Source organism: Nocardia arseniciresistens (assembly GCF_046764875.1).
GTDB classification, from domain to species: domain Bacteria; phylum Actinomycetota; class Actinomycetes; order Mycobacteriales; family Mycobacteriaceae; genus Nocardia; species Nocardia arseniciresistens.
In genome coordinates, this window is record NZ_JBKORD010000025.1 from 40,072 (window position 1) to 61,481 (window position 21,410).

General features: G+C 63.0%; 18 protein-coding genes and 1 pseudogene. 8 read left to right on the forward strand and 11 right to left on the reverse strand.

Going from position 1 to position 21,410, the window contains the following annotated elements:
• Positions 1-781: 781 nt before the first annotated feature.
• A pseudogene (locus ACLMAJ_RS34535) lies at positions 782-946 on the forward strand (IS30 family transposase); the annotation flags it as partial.
• A gap of 86 nt (positions 947-1,032) precedes the next feature.
• Here the strand turns inward: ACLMAJ_RS34535 and ACLMAJ_RS34540 are convergent.
• The 9 genes from ACLMAJ_RS34540 to ACLMAJ_RS34580 all read right to left on the reverse strand — a co-directional run bounded on the left by ACLMAJ_RS34540 (position 1,033) and on the right by ACLMAJ_RS34580 (position 10,996).
• Complete coding sequence (locus ACLMAJ_RS34540) at positions 1,033-2,211, reverse strand: glycerate kinase family protein (protein WP_412018092.1); 1,179 nt, start codon at positions 2,209-2,211, stop codon at positions 1,033-1,035.
• 10 nt (positions 2,212-2,221) lie between these two features.
• Positions 2,222-3,004 (reverse strand): creatininase, encoded by a 783-nt coding sequence (locus tag ACLMAJ_RS34545; protein ID WP_412018093.1) that lies wholly within the window; start codon positions 3,002-3,004, stop codon positions 2,222-2,224.
• Positions 3,005-3,144: 140 nt separating this feature from the next.
• Positions 3,145-4,938, reverse strand: coding sequence for a glyoxylate carboligase (gene gcl, locus ACLMAJ_RS34550; RefSeq protein WP_412018094.1), 1,794 nt, complete (start codon positions 4,936-4,938; stop codon positions 3,145-3,147).
• A 20-nt stretch (positions 4,939-4,958) separates the two neighbouring features.
• Positions 4,959-5,855 (reverse strand): 2-hydroxy-3-oxopropionate reductase, encoded by an 897-nt coding sequence (locus ACLMAJ_RS34555; protein ID WP_412018095.1) that lies wholly within the window; start codon positions 5,853-5,855, stop codon positions 4,959-4,961.
• A complete protein-coding gene (locus ACLMAJ_RS34560) occupies positions 5,852-6,706 on the reverse strand; it encodes a hydroxypyruvate isomerase family protein (protein ID WP_412018096.1) in 855 nt (284 codons plus the stop codon). The genes ACLMAJ_RS34555 and ACLMAJ_RS34560 overlap by 4 nt, the downstream gene beginning before the upstream one ends.
• A gap of 97 nt (positions 6,707-6,803) precedes the next feature.
• Positions 6,804-8,246 carry an APC family permease gene (locus ACLMAJ_RS34565; RefSeq protein ID WP_412018097.1) on the reverse strand — a complete coding sequence of 481 codons (1,443 nt, stop codon included), beginning with the start codon at positions 8,244-8,246 and terminating at the stop codon, positions 6,804-6,806.
• 36 nt (positions 8,247-8,282) lie between these two features.
• Complete coding sequence (locus tag ACLMAJ_RS34570; protein WP_412018098.1) at positions 8,283-9,083, reverse strand: SDR family NAD(P)-dependent oxidoreductase; 801 nt, start codon at positions 9,081-9,083, stop codon at positions 8,283-8,285.
• Between the two features lie 61 nt (positions 9,084-9,144).
• Positions 9,145-10,065, reverse strand: coding sequence for an NAD-dependent epimerase/dehydratase family protein (locus ACLMAJ_RS34575; protein ID WP_412018099.1), 921 nt, complete (start codon positions 10,063-10,065; stop codon positions 9,145-9,147).
• Positions 10,066-10,081: 16 nt separating this feature from the next.
• Positions 10,082-10,996: a polysaccharide deacetylase family protein gene (locus tag ACLMAJ_RS34580; RefSeq protein ID WP_412018100.1), complete on the reverse strand. Its 915-nt coding sequence runs from the start codon at positions 10,994-10,996 to the stop codon at positions 10,082-10,084.
• Positions 10,997-11,304: 308 nt separating this feature from the next.
• Here ACLMAJ_RS34580 and ACLMAJ_RS34585 point away from each other — a divergent pair, with 308 nt between their 5' ends.
• On the forward strand, positions 11,305-12,816 hold the full coding sequence (locus ACLMAJ_RS34585) for a PucR family transcriptional regulator (protein WP_412018101.1): 1,512 nt from the start codon (positions 11,305-11,307) through the stop codon (positions 12,814-12,816).
• 243 nt (positions 12,817-13,059) lie between these two features.
• Here the strand turns inward: ACLMAJ_RS34585 and ACLMAJ_RS34590 are convergent, their stop codons facing one another.
• Positions 13,060-14,013, reverse strand: a complete 954-nt coding sequence (locus ACLMAJ_RS34590; protein WP_412018102.1) for an alpha/beta hydrolase — start codon at positions 14,011-14,013, stop codon at positions 13,060-13,062.
• Between the two features lie 51 nt (positions 14,014-14,064).
• Here ACLMAJ_RS34590 and ACLMAJ_RS34595 point away from each other — a divergent pair, with 51 nt between their 5' ends.
• Complete coding sequence (locus tag ACLMAJ_RS34595; RefSeq protein WP_412018103.1) at positions 14,065-14,454, forward strand: MerR family transcriptional regulator; 390 nt, start codon at positions 14,065-14,067, stop codon at positions 14,452-14,454.
• Positions 14,455-14,469: 15 nt separating this feature from the next.
• Here ACLMAJ_RS34595 and ACLMAJ_RS34600 read toward each other — a convergent pair whose 3' ends face one another.
• Positions 14,470-14,757 carry a hypothetical protein gene (locus ACLMAJ_RS34600; protein WP_412018104.1) on the reverse strand — a complete coding sequence of 96 codons (288 nt, stop codon included), beginning with the start codon at positions 14,755-14,757 and terminating at the stop codon, positions 14,470-14,472.
• Between the two features lie 387 nt (positions 14,758-15,144).
• Between ACLMAJ_RS34600 and dnaK the strand changes: the two genes are divergently transcribed.
• The 5 genes from dnaK to clpB are packed head-to-tail and all read left to right on the forward strand — an operon-like array spanning position 15,145 to position 21,400.
• On the forward strand, positions 15,145-17,022 hold the full coding sequence (dnaK, locus tag ACLMAJ_RS34605) for a molecular chaperone DnaK (RefSeq protein WP_412018105.1): 1,878 nt from the start codon (positions 15,145-15,147) through the stop codon (positions 17,020-17,022).
• Between the two features lie 9 nt (positions 17,023-17,031).
• Positions 17,032-17,544 carry a nucleotide exchange factor GrpE gene (locus ACLMAJ_RS34610; RefSeq protein WP_412018106.1) on the forward strand — a complete coding sequence of 171 codons (513 nt, stop codon included), beginning with the start codon at positions 17,032-17,034 and terminating at the stop codon, positions 17,542-17,544.
• A 6-nt stretch (positions 17,545-17,550) separates the two neighbouring features.
• On the forward strand, positions 17,551-18,462 hold the full coding sequence (locus ACLMAJ_RS34615; protein ID WP_412018107.1) for a DnaJ C-terminal domain-containing protein: 912 nt from the start codon (positions 17,551-17,553) through the stop codon (positions 18,460-18,462).
• The gene (locus tag ACLMAJ_RS34620) at positions 18,459-18,788 is read left to right on the forward strand and encodes a chaperone modulator CbpM (RefSeq protein ID WP_412018109.1); all 330 of its coding nucleotides are present in this window, start codon (positions 18,459-18,461) and stop codon (positions 18,786-18,788) included. The genes ACLMAJ_RS34615 and ACLMAJ_RS34620 overlap by 4 nt, the downstream gene beginning before the upstream one ends.
• The gene (gene clpB, locus ACLMAJ_RS34625) at positions 18,770-21,400 is read left to right on the forward strand and encodes an ATP-dependent chaperone ClpB (protein ID WP_412018110.1); all 2,631 of its coding nucleotides are present in this window, start codon (positions 18,770-18,772) and stop codon (positions 21,398-21,400) included. The genes ACLMAJ_RS34620 and clpB overlap by 19 nt, the downstream gene beginning before the upstream one ends.
• Positions 21,401-21,410: the final 10 nt, after the last annotated feature.

Here is a 21,410-nt window from a genome sequence, read left to right on the forward strand (position 1 = left end):
TTCCGTAGGTACACCAACCCGTGTCCCCAACCTTGCCGAGCAACTGTGCAACAAATTCGGCGTGACGGCGACATGACAATGTGCCGCCGCAAGCGTGTAGAGAACCCCTGCTCACGCGAAGTCGATGGAGACCTGGCCGAACATTCGAGCTACATACGATATGTCCGTATCAAAATGAGATCTGCGTTGCCGAAGCCGATTCCCGCGCCCCACCTCGGTTCGGGATCGCACCCCAAAGGTGAGCCCGGCCCGGCTGCTGCCGCTTCGGACATTATCCTGCCCCTTCAAAAGACAAGATGCTCAGACGTCCACGCACCGGAACTGGTCGTGGAGCTTCTGCGCCCGCGATACATAGAAACCCGTTGCGCCGCACCCATTGAATGCTACTAGACTCCGGCTTTTTATGTCTCGAACTCGACGTCAATCTCGACACCCTCAACACTTCCGCAGCCTCCGGTTTTGTCGCAGTATCGCAACCATGTCAGCATGTCCCGACCGCTGATGGCAGTGTCGCACAACCTACCCTGGCAGGGACCGCACATCCGGAATGTCGTGGCGCAAAACGCCCGGGATCGGGTTTCACGGAGGTCAGGAGAATCAGCAGGCAGGGCGCGCGAAAGAGGTGCCCATGTCTTCGATCGCGGCCTTCTCACTCCGTAGAATCCAGGAGCTCGGCTACCGCGGCGGCGCGAAGATTTTTGCTCAACTGCCTACATCCATTACGCGCCGTCGGCGACGGATTCAACTGGTCGTCGCAACACCTTGATTTCGGCGGTGTTGGATGGGAATCGGGCTGCGGCAGAAGCAGGTTCGTGAGTATCGGGGTCAGATGGCGTAGCCGGCGCGGCCGACGGTGGCGTGGCGTGCGGACCGGGTGCGGTTCTGGGCGGCGATCGCGCGTGCGGTGATGACCGAGGATGCTGCGGCGGAAGCGGGCGTGTCCTCGAACCCCGCTCCGGGGGGAGGATGTCTGCGATCTGATGCACCGACATCTCATGGAACCGGGCGGCTGCGGGCAGGTTGGAACTGAAGTTATGCGATTCGCCGCCCGGCTTCGATGAGGAGTTCAGAGGTCCGCCGCATGCTGGCTTCGACCGATCCAGCCATTGCCGCGAGCTCGTAGACATCAGCGAAACCCGCTTCTCGCCAATCCTTCTCGATCAAGCTACAGCGGCCGACGACCGCGACTGTCGTGGTGTCATGGGATTTTGCGCGACGAGCGATTGCGGTCGGAGCCTTGCCTGCGAGGCTGCTCTCGTCGAGCGACCCTTCGCCGGTAATGACCAGGTGCGCGCGTGACATGTGTTCGTCGAGGTGGAGCAGGTCGAGGATCGCGTCGGCGCCCGACACGCGCGTTGCCCCACATACACCGATGAGGGCGTACCCGATGCCGCCACCAGCGCCGGCTCCGAGTTGCTCGGCGGCAGCGGGCAGGACATACGGGGTCAATATTCTGGCGAAGTGCTCGATCCCTGTGTCGAGCAATGTGACGTCGGAGTTTTCAGCGCCCTTCTGCCGAGCGAATTTCCGCGCCGCGCCGTCGGGCCCGGTTAGCGGATTCGTTACGTCGGTGGCCACGGTGATGCGAGCGTCATACAGCCTGGCATCCAGGCCTGTCATGTCGACGTGATGAAGTTGCAGGAGTCCTACGCCGCCGCGGGATATCGGGTGGCCGGTTCGGTCGAGGAGACGTACACCCAAGGCTTGCAGCATCCCCGCTCCGCCGTCGGTCGAGGCGGTACCGCCGACACCGACGGTGATGTCGCGGAACCCTAGATCCAATACATACTTGATCAGTTCCCCTACGCCACGACTTGAGGCGTGTCGGGCGTTGCCGGGTGTGGCTGCGATGAGGTCGAGGCCGCTGGCTTGGGCTGACTCGATGACTGCGACGCGGTCCTGAGTAGCGATTCTCGCGGTGACATGCGCTTCCAATGGCCCAGCCACCGTGGCCTCGGTGGTCGCAAATCCGGCGGCCACGAAGCAATCGATGGTTCCCTCTCCGCCATCGGCGACAGGCAAGCACACAATGTCACCGATATACCCACCGGACCGTAGTCCGTCAGCGAGATAGCGGCTGACCTGTGTCGCGGTAGCACTACCACGAAATTTATCCGGGCACACGAGGGCCATCGCGCGGCGAGTATCAGGCGCCGCGGAGCGTCGCGCGATGCTCGACAGTGGGTGGTGCCAGCGATGGGAGGAGAGCATGAAAGTCCGATCAGATCGGGGTGCGGTCGGGAAACTCGTCGTCGACAATTGTGATCAGACGCTCGACTAACCACTCGGTGAGTAGTCGGCCCTTTTCGGCGCTGGCGGGCACCGGCGACGACAGCGCGCCGCTCGTGGTCGACATACGTGTGTCGATCGGCACGACGTCATGGTTGACCACGCGCTGGGGAGAATCGGCCGCGATGCGGTCGGTGCGTACCGCTGAAGGTTCGTGGTACAACCACAGCGAAGTCTCGATGACAGCGGCGTGCTCGAGTGCTAGACCGGGAAAGTCCTGGGGCCAAACGGCATTCAGTCGTTGCGGGGTGAATTCAGGGTTGACGTCTTCGATCACAACGATCTTGAGTTCGGGGTTGCGCTCGGAGACGAGATAAGCGGGCTCGTAGACGAAACCGCTGTTCTCGAGGTGCCAGTTATACAAAACGATGTTGCGGAAGCCGCACCGCTTCAGTTCGCTCAGCACATCCTCGATGAGGCTCATGAACGTCGTTGCGCGCAGGGACACAGTTCCTGGGAAGTGTTGTCCGCCTCCGCTTCCCGGCCTGCTGCGGTATCCGAACGGCAGGAAAGGGCCGACGATGAGATTGCGTCGGCGGCCGGCCTCGCGGACGATGCGCTCAGGTAATACCCAGTCCGTGCAGACCGGCAAGTGGTAACCATGCTGTTCGGTTGCACCGACCGGAATTACGATCGGCGTGTCGGCTCGGGCGGCTGCGGCGATCTCCTCCCATGTCATCTCCTGGAACACGGTCGGAACGGGATCGTTGAACATGTCGAACTCCTTTCTGACAACAGCTGCGCGCGTGAAGGTCGTCAAGCCGCGCGATCTGATGTCTGGACGCAGCGAGTTGGGCGCAGGAAAGCATGGTTGCCCTCGCAATCGCGGTGCTCATGCCGGCCCGAGCTTCGAGGCTATTCCAGGATGTTTGCCAAAGCCGTTGTTGCAGTGTGTGTCTCAGCAATATCATCGAATTCGATCACGTTGTCGATCGAGGTACCCATAGCTACGTTGGTCACGCGTTCGAGGATCACTTCGACAACGACCGGAACGCGATACTGAGCGAGCATCGCTTTGGCTTGTTCGAGTGCTGGGCGGATGCCGGCCGGGTCGGACACCCGGATGGCTTTGCAACCCAATCCCTCGGCGACGCGAACATGGTCGACGCCGTAACCGTTCATTTGTGGGGCGTTTATGTTTTCGAAGGATAGTTGCACGTGGTAGTCCATGTCGAAGGCACGCTGAGCTTGCCGGATCAGTCCCAGATAGGCGTTGTTCACGACCACGTGGATATACGGAATGTTGAACTGCGCTCCGACCGCCAGCTCTTCGATCATGAATTGGAAGTCGTAATCCCCCGACAGTGCCACCACTGTGGCTGTAGGGACCGCCGACGCCACACCCAGCGCGGCAGGCACCGTCCAGCCCAGCGGCCCGGCCTGCCCGGCGTTTATCCAGTGCCGAGGCCGATGGACCCGCAAGAACTGGGCAGCCTGAATCTGCGACAGACCTATCGTCGAGACATACCGGACGTCTTTGTCGAAGACTGCGTTCATTTCCTGATAGACCCGCTGCGGTTTGATGGGTATGTCGTCGAAGTCCGAACGGCGATGCATTGTCGATTTTCGGTCCGCGCACGCATGCGCCCATTCGCGATAGTCGGTGAGGGTGTCGTTGTGGGAGCCCTCGCGCGCGACGGCGACGAACAGCTCGAGTGCGGCTTTAGCGTCCGACACAATGCCGTAGGCGGGGGCGAACACGCGGCCGATCTGGGTCGGCTCGATGTCTACATGAATGAATGTTCTTCCAGCAGTGTATGTTTCGGTGTCACCGGTGTGGCGATTCGCCCATCTGTTGCCGATGCCGAGCACGAAATCCGACGCCAACATGGATTCGTTGCCGTACCGGTGAGAGGTTTGCAGACCGACCATTCCAGCGTTCAGTGGATGGGCATCAGGGATTGCGCCCCACCCCATCAGGGTCGGTACCACCGGGATGCCGGTCAGTTCCGCAAACTCGACGAGCAGGTCGCAGGCATCGGCGTTGATAATGCCGCCACCTGCGACGATGAGCGGACGTTCGCTTGCGCGCAACATCGCCATAGCCTTTTCGATCTGACGGAAGGTGGCGGTCGGTTTGTACACGGGCAAGGGTTCGTAGGTGTCGACGTCGAATTCGATCTCGGCCATCTGCACGTCGATCGGTAGGTCGATGAGAACTGGGCCCGGACGGCCCGAGCGCATCAGGTGAAATGCCTGTTGGAAGGTGCCGGGGACTTGGGCGGGTTCCAACACCGTGACAGCCATCTTGGTGAGTGTCCTGGCCACAGAGGCGATGTCGACGGCTTGGAAGTCCTCCTTGTGTAGTTTGTTGACAGGGGCCTGTCCTGTAATGCAGAGGATGGGGATCGAGTCAGCACTCGCCGAATAGAGTCCGGTGATCATGTCGGTGCCGGCTGGTCCGCTGGTGCCGATACACACTCCGATGTTGCCATGTTCTGATCGCGTGTAGCCCTCCGCCATGTGGGAGGCACCCTCCACATGGCGGGCGAGCACGTGGGTCAAACCGGGAGTGTCGTTGTCGATTGCTTCGGCGCGCATGGCGGCGTAGAAGGGGTTGATAGCAGCCCCTGGTAGCCCGAAGAGATGAGTAGTCCCTTCTTTTTTGAGGATCTCAACAGCGGCGCGGGCCGCAGTCATGCGTGACATGAGTGTCTCTTTCGTGAGCGTTATGGGGAGAGCGGTGAAGACGTGCCAAGCCCTGACAGTCGCTCGACACCCAAGAGGAGGGCTGAATGGTCGAGACCACCATCACCATTGGCGCGCGCGGCGGCCATGAGTTGGGCGACGAGGGCTCCTACTGGGACGACAACTCCCGCTTCACGGGCTGCGGCGGTAACGATCCCCATGTCTTTGTGGTGCAGTTCGATGCGGAAGCCGGGTCTGAATTCGTGGCGTACCATGTTTTCGCGCTTCTGGTCCAGCACCTTTGAGCCGGCCAAACCACCCGAGAGCACGTCGAGGGCTGAGCTGAGATCCACATGGTGGGCCTGAAGGAATACGACGGCCTCGGCTAATGCCTGGATGTTCACAGCGACGATCAATTGATTTGCCGCCTTGACAGTTTGGCCGGCACCGTTGCCGCCAACGTGAACGATTGTCTTGCCGACGGTTTCGAAGATCGGCAGTGCCGCTACGAAATCTGGGGTGTCGCCGCCGACCATAATCGACAAAGAGGCGTCGACAGCGCCCTTCTGGCCGCCGGAAACCGGCGCATCGAGCAGCCGGAAACCACGGGCCTTCGCCTGTTGCGCAAGATCGACGGTGACATCGGGCCGAATGCTCGAGAAGTCGACGATCAGCGCGCCTGGCGTTGCATGGTCGAAGACACCGTCCCGGGTCAGGACCTGCTCAACGTCGGGACTGTCAGGGACCATGATCGCGACGATTTCAGCACCGTCGACAGCGTCGGCGATGGATGTCGCTACACGGCCACCCGACAACTCGAATGCGGCCTCGCGGACGGGTACGTTGTTGTAGCCGGCGACATCGTGACCAGCTTCGGCGAGATGCGTAGCCATGGGGTTGCCCATGACACCTAGTCCGATGAATGCGATTCTGCTCATTGTGGGTCTCCGACCGCGCCATGGATACAAGAATTTTGGGTACCGCCGACGCTGAGGTCGAGCGATTGGAGGCTGCTCACGGTGTCCGCAGTTGAGGGCTTGTACTCCAGCGCGACACAACCGCGATAGCCGTAGTGTTCCAAGACATCGAGGTGGTGTTCGAAGTCGATATTTCCGGTGCCGGGCTCGCCGCGCCCTGGTGCATCGGCGATCTGGACGTGCCCGATCTTGTCGTGATGTGCGGTGATCGCCAGATCGATATCGTCACCGTTGCTGACCAGATGAAACATATCCAGTAGGAACGCGGTATTGGCATGTCCGGCGGCGCGCATGCGGTCTACAACGGCGACGGCGTCGTCTGCGGTACGGAGGGGATAGGGTTTTGTGCCGCTGACCGCCTCGATGAGAACCTTGGCGTCGATGTCGTCGGCCGCCTTGGCCGCCAGCGAAAGATTCTCGAAGGCGAGACCGTCTTGCTGCTTCGGGTCGACGCCGACGATTCGATTTCCGTACAACGCATTCAACGCAGGTACACCGAGCTGACCGCCGATGCCGACAGCTACGGCGATGTTTTCCTGGAACCGAGCGGATAGGGCTGGGACCGAGAGTGCCCCGCAATCCGGGCCAGCGAGATCTCCGGCGAAGAAGTTGAGTCCGATGAGTTGAACTTCTGCGTCACGGACGGCCGTGACGAACGCGTCTACCTCACGGTCGGTCGGGCTGGCCTGCTGCCATGGCCACCAGAATTCGATGGCGTCGAAGCCTGCTGCCTTGGCAGCAGCGGGCCTGTCGAGTAGCGCCAACTCGGTGAACAGCATCGAGCAATTCGCGGCGAGTGGTCGGCGATGCATTTGTGTCGTCCTTTCCATACGGGGCCGACGCGTAGGTGCGGGTTAACCCGTAGCGCCGGCCGCCGCGTTCACTCTTGGCAACCAGGGGTGATTGAGCTCAGGGGATATCCGGGGTCAAATCGTGGTGGCGGCCACCCGGAATTGAAGAGTCGGGTCCGCGCGAGCTCGATGACCACTTCTTCGATCCCGCCCAGCAGGCGACGGCAAAGGCGATGAGAATGACCTCCGCGATGAGGTACTGCGTGTCCTGGGTCGCCAGTGCGATCCCGGTGAAGCCGATGACGACCAGCGGCGGCAGTGGCCAGAGCGGCATTTTGAAAGGGCGCGGCTCGTCGGGCATGCTGCGGCGGCTCCAGAAAGCGGCCAGGCCGATGCAGAAGTAGACCGCGGCGATCACCGTTCCTGCGAAGATGATCAGAAAGTTCAGCGCGGAGGTAAAAACCAGGACGCCCGCGGGGATCGCCAGGACCAGGATTCCCGCACCGGGAGCACGGAATCTATTGAGTCGGCCAAGAATTCGGTTCATTGAGGTAGGCCAGATACCGTCGCGCCCGGTGGTGTAGACGCCGCGTCCGAAATACATGAGTAGTGAAAGCAGCGCGTTGAACAGGGCGATGATGACACCGATGTCGATGATGATGCGGGCCTTGGCTCCCAGGGAAGCCTGCACTGAATAGATCACGGGGGCAGGCGCGTTGAAGAAGTCCTCGAGGTCGGGTGCTGCGACGACTGCCGAGATCAGCGGCACCATGATAAGGATGCAGGCCAGAACCGCGGAGATGATCACGGTCTTGGCGATGTTCTTCTCGCCGCCTTTGAGCTCTTCGGAAAATCCGAGCGCCGCGTCGTAGCCGTTGATCACGTTGAAAGCCGGCGCCAAGGTTGCGAGCATCACCGCGAATCCGACTGCGGTCAACTCGCCGCCGGTCAGCACCACCGGATGGAAGGTGACCTCCGTGAGCTGCTGTTGCGGGTGCAGTAGCGCCGCGACCGTGATGATGCCCAGCACGACACACTCGACGATGACCATGGCCGCCGTTGCCCAGGCGCCGACCTCGACCTTGGTCAACGCGAGGCCGGTTGCCAGTGCCAGCAGGATAATCGCGATGACGGTATCGGGGAGACCGAGACCAGGGATCAAGTCCTTCAGGAACGCGACGATGCCGAGTGCGACGCTGGCGGGGATCACGATCCCCTGGATGAGGTAGTTGAACGTCGTGATCCAGGCGAACGGTCCCGGAAGGACCCGGCGGACCAGCGAGTACATCCCGCCGGCGATCGGAAACATCCCCGCCAATTCTGCCAGGCACAGCGAGATCAACACGACGACGACCGACAAGACGAGCCCGGCACCGATCGAGAACGTCCCGCCGACGACGAAGACGCCGGCGGACAGGAACAGCACCGCCATGGTGGGCGAGACGTCCGCCATAGCAAGCCCGACCACCTCGGGAATATTGAGTCGTCGCTCGAGCTGCTGGGTGTAGCCGAGTTGTTCCAGCCGGGACTTCGGGTCGGGACGGGGGGTGGGTTTCGTCATGATGGTCTCTCTGGTGCAGGTGCCGTGCGGGTTGGGCTAGTGCGCTGATACGCCGATGGATCCGGCCGGGACACAGGTGGTGCGTCCACCGTCGGCGATGAGGTGGGTGCCGGTGATGTAGCTGGCGCGGTGCGATAGCAGGAACACCACGGCCTCGCCGATCTCGGCGGGTTCGGCGATCCTGCGCATCGCGACGCTGGCGGCGTTGTCGGCGAGCTCGGCTTCGGGATCTGCGACGCCGTCGAACTCGGCGAGGAACATCGGGGTCTTGGTCGTTCCCGGGCACACGGCGTTCACGCGGATGCCCCAGGAGGCCAGTTCCGCTGCGGCGCTGCGCGTCATCGCGAGGATGGCGCCCTTGGTCGCGGTGTAGGCGACGTAGCCGGCCTGGCCGATGAGGGCCAGTTCCGAGGCGGTGTTCACGATGGCGCCGCCGCGACGACGGGCCTGCATGCCACGTGCGGCTTCCCGCAGGACGTAGAACGATCCGGCGAGGTTGGTGCGAACCAGGGTGTCGAGCAGTTCGTCGGTCGTCTCGGTAAGCGGTGCCACGATCGAAATGCCCGCGTTGTTGTGGACGGCGTCGATCGGCCCGAGTTCGGATTCGACTCGGTCGAAGGCGGCGCGCACGGCTGCGGAATCCCCGACGTCAGCGCCGATGGCGAGTACTCGCCCGCCGTGTGCCTGTACCCGTTGTTGCGCTGTGGTCAGGTCGTCGTCGGGACGGGACAGCAGGGCTACGGCGGCGCCTTCGCGGGCCAGCGCGACCGCGGTGGCGAGCCCGATTCCGGACGCGGCCCCGGTCACGAGAGCGACGCGATTGGTCATTTCGGGCATGCTTCGTCCTTCGCTGCGGAGTTGTGGTGTGGACATGAGCTGGGCGCAACGTCGTCGACCGTCATGGCGCCTCGTCCAGTGACCGGATCCAGTCGATTTGTGTCTCGAGTCCCCGCTCCAGAGTCCAGGCCGGGGTGTAGCCGAGGTCACGCGAGGACGCGGACAGGTCGTACGCGCCTTGGCTGTCCCATTGCGGCAGCAGGCCGGGGCCGATGTCGTAACTGCTTCCCGGCAGCAGCTTTTCGAGGATCTCGACCGTTTCGGCGACGGTGACCCGCCGTCCGCCGGAGACGTTGTACACCGGCTGCGTAAGCGTGGCGGTCGTGGCGGCCAACCTGGCTGCGGTCGCGACGTCCTCGACGAAGACGAACTGAAAGGGATGCTCGCCGCCGACTTCGAGGCGGAAGGTGTCGCGGCGCAGACCGGCGCGAATCATGTCATGGAGCAAGCTCGGCATCCACAGCCCCGGACCGTAGACCTCGGTGACGCGCAGCGATGCGATCTCCATCCCGTAGAGCGAGTTATAGACGGTGCCGAACAACTCCCCGGTCACCTTGGTCACCCCATACAGTGTGGTCGGTTCGGGTTTGACGTCCTCTCGCACCGGCGTATCGAGGTCCAGGTTGCCGAGGGCGCATTCCGAGGAGAAGTTCACGATGCGGCGGACGCCGACAGCACGTGCGGACTCGTAGACGGCCAGGGTGCCTTCGGCATTCGCGGCGAACGTCGTCCATGGCAGCTCGATCGATACCCCTGGGTGGCTCTGGCCCGCGGTGTGGATGATGCGTTCCACGTGATATTTGCGCAGTGTCTCTGTTAGGCGCGGGATGTCGAACAGCTCGCCCTGAACAGTGGTCAACCCCGCTCGGATGTCGACGGCGAAGTCCCGGTTGTAGCTGATGACCTCGGAGCCTTCGGCCAGGAGTTGGTCGACGAGGTGTCGGCCAACGAAGCCGCGGCCGCCTGTCACGAGAGTGGTCATGCCGAACCCTTTCCATTCACCAATTGGGGTACGAGGCCGGGTCGACGATGACTGGCTCGAGTTTGCGCCGCTCGACCGACGGGTCGGCCAGGACAGCGTCGCGGAGTTGCGTGCCAGTGCGGAATTTGACATCGCCGCGTTCGAGGATGATTTCGATCATCTTGCGAAGGTTCTGGGCCCGTCCCGCTCTACCGGACAGAAATGAGTGCGCGGTGAGCTGAAACAGTCCGCCGAACTCGCGCAGACCGTCGAGTTCGGCGGTCCACAAGGCGAGCGCCTTCTCCGGCGGCTCGATGACATACCCCAGGTGAGGTGCGGGAAGGTAGGCGTACTGCTCCCAATCGTCGAGCGACCAGTGTGGCGGGAGCTCGACCAACGGGCCGCGCGATGTTTCGATGATGTAGGGACGGTCGTCGTCCATCAGGCTGGTGTCATAGCTGATCCCATGCTCGACCGCGATCTCTGCGGTATTCCACGTCGCCGCCCACATCGGGGCGCGATAACCGGTGGGCGTGATCCCAAGAGCTGCGAGTGACTCGAATCCTCGCTCGAATTCCCAGCGCTCCTCTTGGGGTGTCAGCTCCGTCGAGGGACGATGGGTATAGCTGTGATGTGCGATGTCATGACCGCGCGCGGCAATATCGCTGATCGCATCAGGCCAGCGTTCCGCGGAAACACCTGGCACGAAAAACGTTGCCTTCAGGTCGAATTCGTCGAGGATTCCGAGGAGCCGGGGCAGACCGCGGCGCGCGTCGAAGGCCTGGTGTGACATGGCCATCGCATTCTCGGCGTAACGGCGGCCCGCAGCGAGAACCGGTGTCTCCATATCGACCGCAAAGGTCAGCATCGCGATTGATGCCGCGCCGTCACGCCATGACGGCGCATTCACCTCTGGGGGGCGACCGCTCGGAGACAGACGATCCACAGTCATATTCGCTCCTCTAGATTCGTAGACTGGAATCAGAATGCGTCTGCGAGGTAGATTGCGGCAACGGTCGCTCTGTCATGTATTTGATTGCCTCTACGGGGCACAACGTCTCATAATGTTCCCGTTCGGAGCATGGTTCGTTTGTCTGGATAAAGGTAGAAATTTCGACTTCGACCGCGAGGTTTGCCCGCAGGCCCTGCGACGCCCATCGACCCTGGGATCTTGTCGATTGGTCAAGTGCCGGTAGCGCTCGGTCAAGATACATCGGACGAACTGTCCAAATTTGGTGCGTGCAGGTCTAGCATGTGGCCATGACGCTCGTACTTCGCGAGGTTCTTGCGCATCCCGCGTTCGAAGATGCTTCGCCTCGCCTGGTCAGCGGTCACGACCAACTCGACCACATTGTGCGATGGATTCACTCTGCCGACCTTTACGACATCGCTCCACTCCTACGCGGCGACGAGGTTCTGCTCACCAACGGTGTCGGGCTGCTCAACATGGATGAGGCGGCACAGCGCACTTATGTCCGTCGGCTGGCCGAGCGCTCGATTGCTGCGTTGTTCTTCGAGGTGGGACGGACTTTCGTCGATGTTCCTGAAGCGATGGTGGATGAGGCGCGTAAGCACGGACTTCCCCTTGTCGTTCTGCAGCCCGTGCTTCGCTTCACCGAGGTGGCCGAAGCGATAAACAGCGAAGTGATCGATCGCTCGGTGGTCCGTCTTCGGCATTCCGACGAGATATCGCGGATGCTGTCCGAAGAGCTGGTGCGTGGCGCGCGTGTCAGCGAGCTCGTAGAGCACATTGCCGACGCGGTGAAGGGTTGGGCAATGCTGTCGGACTCGTCGAATCAAATGATCGCATCCACAAACGCCGGTGACGGCCAGCTCGATCATCAGACGCCGAGTGCTGAAGTCCCCATCATGATCGAGGGCACAGCTTGGGGACGCTTGCGAGTCGGATCGGTGGCTGTCTCGAGCGTCGTAGTCGAAGCGGTGCTGGACCGAGCGCCGCGTGTACTCGAGCTAGCTCTCATTCGAGAGCAGCCCGGTGTAGCCGCGGCATTCCGCGGGAAGCAGCTACTTCTCGAGCAGTTGGCGCGGGGGACGATGCCGTCCAGCGCTCGGCTGGAAGACGGTCTTCGAGGAGCGGGAATACCGACTTCCGCCCATGAATATTGCTGCGTGATACTCGATCCGACGCATATAGCCCGCGCCAACCATGTCGCGAACAGCATTGGGCGACGCTATGGCAACGTAGTATTCGGCATAGTAGATCAAATGCTTTGTGTGCTGATCGCCAGTCGAACGGAAAAGACCGGAAGCACTCTCGGACGGGATATCAGTGAGCAGCTTCGGGCGGAGCTCCACGGAACACTTCATCCTTGTGCGGCGGTCAGTGGCACCATTCGGACTACAGACCAATTAATTCGAGCCATGTCCGATACGCGCGTAAACCTTGCGATTGCGACGGCTCTCAGCCTTGCGGTGGCGGTGGTCGGAAACCACTCGACTGCTGTCGAGCGAACTTTGTTGCAAGACTGCAATCCGGATGCCCTACGCAGATTGGTCGATGAAATATTGGGGCCATTGATTTCTCGCGATCGGACAGACCTACTGACCACCCTGCGAGTGTATGTCGAGACAGCAGGATCCAAGGCAGTAACTGCGCGACTATTACATCTCAGGCGACAATCACTCTACTATCGATTGCAGCGCATCGAACAGCTGATAGATTTCGAGCTGAGCGATCCTGCCGACTTCGGAGTATTGACTGTCGCGTTTGCCGCTCAAAGGGCACTGAGTCTAGTCGGACGGCAGGCGTAGACCGGTAGGCGGTTACCTGTTCAGGCGAGATTTAAAGAGAATTTCGGTCGACGCAAGGCGGGCAACGGCGCGGAGCAAGTGTTCACCGACGGCCATTTGGCCCATTTTCACACCAAATAGGACGCTGATGGACCAGGTCGCTAGCCGCAGAGACGGCCGGGCTGCTCTTGCGTTGATACCGCTCCGACTGTCTGGCGCGGCCGGAGCGGTATCGGTTGTTCGTCGAATGTCAGCTGGTGGCTTTCATTGTGCGAATGCCTTCTCGAGCGCTGCCGCAGCTTCGATTCGGGCTTGTTTGCTGTCGTCGAAGGGGTGCCGGACGAACTCATGGATCATGCCGGCGTATCGGCTGACGGTTGCTGGTACGCCGGCTTCTTCGAGCCTGCGGCCGTACTGCTCCCCCTCGTCCCGCAGCGCGTCGGCTCGAGCGGTGATGATGAGTGCTGACGGCAGCCCGGACAAGTCGGGGGCAAGCAGCGGAGAGACCCGCGGGTCGAGCTTCTCCTCTTCATTGTTGAGGTAGTTGTCCATGAACCAGTGCTGAGTGCCCCGGCTGATGTTGCCGTACTTGCCGGCGTATTCCCGGATGGTGAAATTCGTTCTACGGAAATCGACGTCGGGGTAGATCAGGAGCTGAAAGGCCAAAGGCGGCCCGCTGTTGTCGCGTGCCATCTGCGCGACGACGGTTGCCAGGTTGCCACCCGCGCTGTCGCCGCCCACCGCGATTCGGTCAGCATCGCCGCCGAAGCTTGCGGCATTGTCCGCAACCCACTTGGTCGCGGCGAAGCAGGCGTCGGGCGCTGCCGGAAACTTGTGCTCCGGCGCCAAGGGGTAGTCGACGGACACCACGATGCATTCGGCGGCGTTTGCCAGGCTGCGCGACAGGCCGTCGTGGGTGTCGAGATTGCCCAGCATGAAGCCGCCACCGTGGAAGAACACAAGTACGGGGAAGGGCGCGTCACCACTCGGGGTGTAGATCCGGATCGGGATCGGACCGATTGGTCCGGGAATGGTGCGGTTATCGATCTGAGCGACCGGCTCCGGCTCGCCCAAAAGAGGGATCTGCCTGCGCAGACCTTCGCGTGCCTGCTCGGGTGTGAAGGTGTGTAGCTCGCCGAAATTGAAGCTGGCAAGCCGATCCAGGTAGGCCTGGACCTGAGGGTGTAAGGAGATTGGGTCTTCTTTTGTATCGGTCATGCGCCTATGATCCAACTTGAAGTGCGGTTCAAGTCAAGGAGTTCACGGATAATGTTGCTCGATATTGGCGAAGTGGCAGAACGGTCGGGGTTGGCACCCTCCGCGCTCCGCTTCTACGAGAAGAGGGGCCTGATTACCTCGCAAGGGCGTAATGGCTTGCGCCGCACCTTCAGTCCCGATGTGCTCGAACGCCTATCCCTGGTCACGTGCGCACGGGCTGCGGGTTTCACGATCGCGCAGATCGCGCGATTCTTGGTGGCTACACCCAGCGATGCCGAACTGCGTACACAGATGGCCGAGAAGGCTCGTCAACTGGAGGAGGACATCGTCGTTCTCAGTCGCATGCGAAATGGACTCCATCACGCTGCGACGTGCTCGTATCACCCGCTGGTCGAATGCCCCGATTTCAAACGTTCATTCGCTGACTCCAGTCCCGGGTAGGGCTGGGTTTTCGACCTAGGGGCAATCGCCGACCGATCCCGTGGATTCCGCAATCCCGTTGTCCACCAATCTGTTTATGAATCCGAACGCCGTATCGGTCGAACACCGGTCCGAGTAGCGGACCAATTGCCCGTCACCGACGTCGCGCGACCAGACGGCGTATTCGAGCGCGCCGAGCACCAGGTCGGTGCCGCAACGGTCGGAGGTCTTCCAGCCGACGATTCGGTCGGAGATCGCATCCCGAACCGCGGCCGCCCAGAACACGCCCCGCCGGTCAGAATCCGGGTCGCATCCGCTACCCACAACGGTTCGGTTCCTCGGCGGTGAAGTGCCGCTTGATCAAATCCGCTCCAACGTGGCCTGCGGATCCTGCCGTTGCTCTTACCGGTGCGTGGTTGTCACTGATCGTTGGGCCCTCAAACAGTGTGCCGAAGGCCATCTACCGGCATCGAACCCCCTGTTACGGCAGGGTGAATAGGAGTTCCGGGTTCGGCTTCCCGGACCGTTTTCTGACGTGGATCGGTTTGCGAGGATCGGTTAGTCGGGAGTTCTGTATAGCGCGGACACCGTAGCGAGGAGTACTCGACGCGCTGAATCACATTGGGGCGGCGTTGTCGGGGAAGTGTATACCTGCCGTGGTCGCCGACGAACGTCCGGCTGGCCTGTCGCACCGATCCGAAGGAATCCGTTATGGCAACAGCTGTAGGCATCGATCTGGGAACGACGAACTCCGTGATTGCGAGCTGGCAAGGTGGTGAGCCGGTGGTGATCGCAAACGCCGAGGGAGCGCGCACGACACCGTCGGTGGTCGCGTTCACCGAGAGCGGCGAGCGCCTGGTCGGGCAACTTGCCCGCAGGCAGTCGATCCTGAATCCGAAGGGCACCATCTACTCGGCGAAGCGATTCATCGGCCGCCACTTCGAGGAGATATCGCAGGAAGCCAAAGCGGTGAGCTTCGATGTCGTCGCGGGAGAGGGCGGCGCGGCCCGCTTCGACGTCCGCGGCAAGTTGTACGCGCCGGAGGAGATCAGCGCGCTGGTGCTGCGCAAGCTGGTCGACGACGCAAGCAAATTCCTGGGCGAACGGGTCAAGGAAGCAGTCATCACCGTGCCCGCCTACTTCAATGACGCCCAGCGCAATGCCACCAAAGACGCAGGTCGCATCGCCGGGCTCGACGTGCTGCGCATCATCAACGAGCCGACCGCAGCCGCGCTGGCCTACGGCTTGGACAAACAGACCCATGAGACCGTGCTGGTCTTCGACCTCGGTGGTGGCACCTTCGACGTGAGCCTGCTCGACGTCGGTGAGGGCGTGGTCGAGGTGCGCGCCACCGCAGGCGACTCCCATCTCGGCGGCGACGATTTCGACCGTCGCCTTGTCGACTATCTGGCCGACGAATTCCAGCGTGACCAGCACATCGACCTGCGTGCCGACCCGCAAGCGCTGCAACGACTCTTCGAGGCGGCCGAGAAGGCCAAGGTCGAACTGTCGTCGGTGGCGCAGACTCAGGTGAATCTGCCGTTCGTGACGGCCGACGCGAACGGTCCCAAGCACCTCACCACCACGATCATGCGGTCGAAATTCGAGGACCTGACCGCGGATCTGGTGCAACGCTGCCTCGACCCGGTGGAGCAGGCGATGAGCGACGCCAAGGTGACCGCCAACGACATCGACGAGGTGATCCTGGTCGGCGGCTCCACTCGCATCCCGGCGGTGCAGGCGCTGGTCCGCAGGCTCACTGGCGGCAAGGACCCGAACATGAGCGTCAACCCCGACGAGGTCGTCGCGCTCGGCGCGGCCGTCCAGGCGGGTGTGCTCAAAGGCGAGGTCTCCGACGTGCTGCTGCTCGATGTGACACCGCTGTCGCTGGGCGTGGAAACCCAGGGTGGGGTGATGACGAAAATCATCGAACGCAACACCACCATCCCGGCCCGGCGCACCGAGGTATTCGCCACCGCGGAGGACGATCAGCCCGCCGTCGATATCGTGGTACTGCAAGGCGAACGGGAGCGCGCCGCCGACAATCGCGTGCTCGGCCGGTTCCGGCTGGAGGACATTCGGCCCGCCCCGCGCGGCGAGGCACACGTCGAGGTCACCTTCGATATCGACGCGAACGGCATCCTCAATGTCACCGCCCGCGACAAGGACACCGGCCGCGAGCAGAGCATCACCATCAGCGAGCAGTCCAATCTGGACCCGAGCGAGGTCGAACGCATGCTCGCCGAAGCCGAACGCCACCGCCATGAGGACGAGGAGTTGCGTAAGGCCGTCGATGGCCGTAATGAACTCGATTCGGTCGCCTACCAAGTGGAGCGGCGCCTTGCCGAGCTCGGCGATACCGCCGCACCGCACGATCGGGCCCGCGCCGAGATGCTGATCGCCGATGCCAGGCAGTTGGTCAAGGAAGATGCCCCGCTGGAGCGCGTGCAACCGCTCACCGCGGAACTGCAGCAGCTGCTGTACGGACTCGCACCCGCCCGGACCGGAGCCGATGGCGGACAACCGAGCGGCGCCGCGCCATCGCCGGGCGACGACGACGTGATCGACGCCGACTTCGACCGGAGTTGAGGCACGCTGATGGACAGTTCCGCCGACCAGTCGACCGACGACGCGAAGACCGATGTCACAGGCCAGGATCAGTCGCCCCCAGGCCAGCCCGACTCGGCTGTCGCGCAGCTAGAGGACCGCTGGCGCCGTGCCGCCGCCGACTTGGACAACCTACGCAAGCGGTATGCACGTGACCTGGACCGCGAACGTGCCGCCGAAAGGTCCAAGGTGGCCGCCGCCTGGCTGCCCGTGCTGGACAATCTGGAACTGGCGCTGGCCCACGCGGGCAGCGAACCGGACGCGATAGTGCAAGGCGTGCAATCGATCCGAGACCAAGCGGTGCAACTGCTCGAGCAACTCGGCTACGCACGATATGCCGAGACCGGAGTTCCGTTCTCGCCCACTGTGCACGAGGTGGTGGGAGTGGTCGAGGCGCCGGATATCCCGCCTGGCACCGTGCTCGAGGTCGTGCGCCCCGGATACGGCGAGAACGGCGGGCAGCTGCGGCCCGCAGCAGTGGTCGTGAGCAGGGGGGAGGGGTGAGCGCCGATGGCACGCGACTTCTACGAAATCCTCGGGGTGCCCCGTGATGCCGACAAGGACCAGATCCAGCAGGCATATCGCAGCCTCGCCCGCCGCTACCACCCGGACGTGAATTCCGATCCCGCTGCGGCGGATCGGTTCAAGGAAATCGGTGAGGCGTATCAGGTGCTGTCCGACCCGTCGACCAGGCGCCGCTACGACCGATTCGGCGCCGACTTCCGGCAGGTACCGGAGGACTACGACGAACGGGTCGCCGCGGCCGGTGGCGGTTTCGGGCGTGGCCGCGGCGGCACCCGGGTCCAGTACGGCGAGGGACTCGGTGCCGGTGGGCCCGTCGATCTCGAGGACCTCTTCAGCGGAATGTTCGGCGGCCGTGGTGGATTCGGCCCGATTCCGGGCGCCGACCAGGAGGCCGAGTTCGAGCTCACCCTCGAGGAGGCCTACCGCGGTGGCAAGCGGACCCTCCACTTGGACGGACGCAGCTTCACCGTCGACATTCCGGCCGGAGTAATCGACGGACAGCGAATCCGGCTGGCCGGGCAGGGCGGCCGCGGCAGCGGTGACGGGCCCACCGGGGACCTGTACCTCGTCGCGCGGATCAAGCCACATCGGCGGTTCCGGCTGCAAGGCCGCGACATCCACGTCGACCTCCCGCTCTCCCCGTGGGAGGCGGTGCTCGGAGCCACGGTCGCCGTCCCTACCCCGAACGGTGAGGCGAAGGTCAAGGTGGTGCCGGGGTCGTCTACCGGACGGAAGCTGCGGTTGCGTGGCGAAGGCATGCCCAACCCACGTGGCCCGAACGGCGACATGTACGCCGAGGTCAAGGTGATGGTGCCTGCGAAGCCGACCGAGAAGGAACGAAAGCTGTTCGAGCAGCTGGCGGCCGAATCGACCTTCGACCCGAGGAGGGGCACATGAACACCGTTCTCCCGGCCAATCGGTACGTCTTGGTGCGCCCTGCGCCGCTTCGGCTGGAAACCTTCGCACGGCGGGTCGGGTTGCACCCCGAGTTCGTGTCTAGGCTGACCGCGCTCGGCCTGCTCGATTGCACCCGCGACAGCGCGGGGGAGCTCCGTTTCGAACCCTCGGAGGTGGCTGTCGCCGCCCGGATCCAACGGTTGCGGACGGGCCTCAGCCTGAACTACGCGGCGATCGGGTTGGTGCTCGATCTGCTGGACCGAATCGAGAAGCTCGAAGCCGATTCTCGCCGAAGGAGGACCTCCACATGGACACCAGCCGACTGACCGAAAAGTCTCAGCAGGCTCTGCACGATGCGCAGAACATAGCAATTCGCTTGGGGCACACCGAAGTCGACGGTGAGCATCTGCTGCTGGCGTTGATCGATCAGCCCGAGGGCTTGGTGCCCCGGCTGCTCGACCAGGCGGGCGCGGATGTCGATATGCTGCGCGCGGATCTGGAGTTGGAGTTGTCTCGTCGGCCGAAGGTCGGCGGCCCCGGCGCATCGCCTGGTCAGGTGATGATCACCAAGAGATTGGCCGGACTGCTCGAATCCGCCGAACGAGAGGCCAAGCGCCTCAAGGATTCCTATGTGTCGGTGGAACATCTGGTGCTTGCCCTCGCCGAGGAGGGGTCGGCCGGTGCCGCGGGGCGGTTGCTCGCTCGCGAGGGTATCGGCAGGGAATCGTTTCTCACGGCGCTCACGAAGGTCCGCGGCAATCAGCGGGTCACCTCGGCAAGCCCGGAGGGCGCGTACGAGGCGATGGAAAAGTACGGCCGCGACCTCGTCGCCGAAGCTCGCACGGGCAAGCTCGACCCGGTCATCGGTCGAGACGCCGAGATTCGCAGAGTGACCCAGATTCTGAGTCGCAAGACGAAGAACAACCCGGTGCTGATCGGGGATCCGGGTGTCGGCAAGACGGCGATCGTGGAGGGTCTGGCCCAGCGCATCGTTCGCGGGGATGTTCCGGAAGGTTTGCGGGACAAGACGATCTTCGCGCTGGATATGGGTTCGTTGGTCGCCGGTGCGAAATATCGGGGGGAGTTCGAGGAGCGGCTCCAAGCCGTGCTGGGAGAAGTGAAGGCGGCGGAGGGCGCCATCCTGTTGTTCGTCGACGAGTTGCACACGGTGGTCGGCGCCGGATCGGTCGGCGGCGAGGGTTCGCTCGACGCGGGCAACATGCTGAAGCCCATGCTCGCACGCGGCGAACTGCACATGATCGGCGCCACCACCCTCGACGAATACCGCAAGCACATCGAGCCGGACGCGGCGCTGGAGCGCCGGTTCCAGACGGTACTGGTGGACGAACCGACCGTGGAAGACACCATTTCGATCCTGCGTGGCCTGCGCGACCGCCTCGAGGTGTTCCACGGCGTGAAGATTCAGGACGGGGCTATGGTCGCTGCCGCAACCCTGTCGCATCGCTACATCACCGATCGCTTCCTGCCCGACAAGGCGATCGACCTCGTCGACGAGGCATGCGCCCGGCTGCGCACCGAAATCGACTCCATGCCGGCCGAACTCGACGAGCTCACCAGGAAGGTGACCCGCCTGGAAATCGAAGACGCCGCACTGTCGAAGGAAACCGACGCCGCCAGCAAGGCCCGCCTCGAGGAACTGCGCAAGGAGTTGGCCGACGTACGCGCCGAGGCCGACGCCAGGCACGCCCAGTGGGACGCCGAACGGCAGGCGATCCGCCGGGTCCAGGAACTACGCGGCCGACTCGAACAGCTGCGCCACGAAGCCGAAGAGGCCGAGCGCAACTACGACCTCAACCGCGCGGCCGAACTGCGGTACGGCGAGATCACCAAACTCGAGCGAAACCTGCAGGCCGCGGAGGAACAGCTGACCTCCAAGCAAGGCAGGCAACCGCTGCTGCGGGAGGTGGTCACCGAAGACGAGATTGCCCAGATCGTCGCGGCATGGACCGGTATTCCGGTCGCTCGGCTGCAAGAAGGCGAGCGGGAGAAGCTGCTGCGGCTCGACGAGATCCTGCACGAGCGCGTGATCGGCCAAGACGAGGCGGTGCAGGTTGTCGCCGACGCGGTGATCCGGGCCCGGTCCGGGATCCGCGATCCGCGTAGGCCGATCGGTTCCTTCATATTCCTGGGTCCCACCGGCGTCGGCAAGACCGAGCTGGCGAAAACGCTGGCCGCCGCGCTGTTCGACAGCGACGACAACATGGTGCGCCTGGACATGAGCGAATATCAGGAACGGCACACCGTCAGCAGGCTGATCGGCGCACCACCCGGCTACGTCGGCTACGACGAAGGTGGTCAGCTCACCGAGGCCGTGCGCCGCAAGCCGTACTCGGTGGTGTTGTTCGACGAGATCGAAAAGGCGCACGCGGACGTCTTCAACACTCTGCTGCAGGTGCTCGACGACGGCCGAATCACCGATTCGCAAGGCAGGCAGGTGGATTTCCGCAACACGGTGATCATCATGACCTCCAACATCGGCTCCCAGTACCTGCTCGAAGGGGTCACCGGTCATGGCGAGATCAAGCCGGACGCCCGGGACCGGGTGTTTGCCGAACTACGCGGGCACTTCCGTCCGGAGTTCCTCAATCGAGTCGACGACATTGTGCTGTTCACTCCGCTGACGCTGCCGCAGCTCGAACAAATCGTCGAACTCCAGACCGCCGAGCTGCGCGAACGGTTGGCGCAGCGGCAGATCCAGCTGGAAATCACGCCGGAAGCGCGCAAGCTGATGGCACAGCACGGTTTCGACCCGGTCTATGGTGCGCGACCGTTGCGCCGCTATATCGCCCACGAGGTGGAAACCAAGATCGGGCGGGCCTTGTTGCGCGGCGACATCGACCAGGGCGGCACCGTCACAGTGACCGTGCATGGCGGCGAACTGGCGGTCGCCTACACGCAACAGCAGGTCGCGGCCTGAGAAAGCGGTG

Coding starts and splice junctions, on each gene's coding strand:
- gcl (WP_412018094.1), bottom strand. CDS start 4,938: ATGTCACGCATGACTGCGGCCCGCGCCGCTGTTGAGATCCTCAAAAAA.
- dnaK (WP_412018105.1), top strand. CDS start 15,145: ATGGCAACAGCTGTAGGCATCGATCTGGGAACGACGAACTCCGTGATT.
- ACLMAJ_RS34545 (WP_412018093.1), bottom strand. CDS start 3,004: ATGTTCAACGATCCCGTTCCGACCGTGTTCCAGGAGATGACATGGGAG.
- ACLMAJ_RS34540 (WP_412018092.1), bottom strand. CDS start 2,211: ATGCTCTCCTCCCATCGCTGGCACCACCCACTGTCGAGCATCGCGCGA.
- ACLMAJ_RS34585 (WP_412018101.1), top strand. CDS start 11,305: ATGACGCTCGTACTTCGCGAGGTTCTTGCGCATCCCGCGTTCGAAGAT.
- ACLMAJ_RS34565 (WP_412018097.1), bottom strand. CDS start 8,246: ATGACGAAACCCACCCCCCGTCCCGACCCGAAGTCCCGGCTGGAACAA.
- ACLMAJ_RS34620 (WP_412018109.1), top strand. CDS start 18,459: ATGAACACCGTTCTCCCGGCCAATCGGTACGTCTTGGTGCGCCCTGCG.
- clpB (WP_412018110.1), top strand. CDS start 18,770: ATGGACACCAGCCGACTGACCGAAAAGTCTCAGCAGGCTCTGCACGAT.
- ACLMAJ_RS34560 (WP_412018096.1), bottom strand. CDS start 6,706: ATGCATCGCCGACCACTCGCCGCGAATTGCTCGATGCTGTTCACCGAG.
- ACLMAJ_RS34580 (WP_412018100.1), bottom strand. CDS start 10,996: ATGACTGTGGATCGTCTGTCTCCGAGCGGTCGCCCCCCAGAGGTGAAT.
- ACLMAJ_RS34615 (WP_412018107.1), top strand. CDS start 17,551: ATGGCACGCGACTTCTACGAAATCCTCGGGGTGCCCCGTGATGCCGAC.
- ACLMAJ_RS34590 (WP_412018102.1), bottom strand. CDS start 14,013: ATGACCGATACAAAAGAAGACCCAATCTCCTTACACCCTCAGGTCCAG.
- ACLMAJ_RS34610 (WP_412018106.1), top strand. CDS start 17,032: ATGGACAGTTCCGCCGACCAGTCGACCGACGACGCGAAGACCGATGTC.
- ACLMAJ_RS34575 (WP_412018099.1), bottom strand. CDS start 10,065: ATGACCACTCTCGTGACAGGCGGCCGCGGCTTCGTTGGCCGACACCTC.
- ACLMAJ_RS34570 (WP_412018098.1), bottom strand. CDS start 9,083: ATGCCCGAAATGACCAATCGCGTCGCTCTCGTGACCGGGGCCGCGTCC.
- ACLMAJ_RS34595 (WP_412018103.1), top strand. CDS start 14,065: ATGTTGCTCGATATTGGCGAAGTGGCAGAACGGTCGGGGTTGGCACCC.
- ACLMAJ_RS34555 (WP_412018095.1), bottom strand. CDS start 5,855: ATGAGCAGAATCGCATTCATCGGACTAGGTGTCATGGGCAACCCCATG.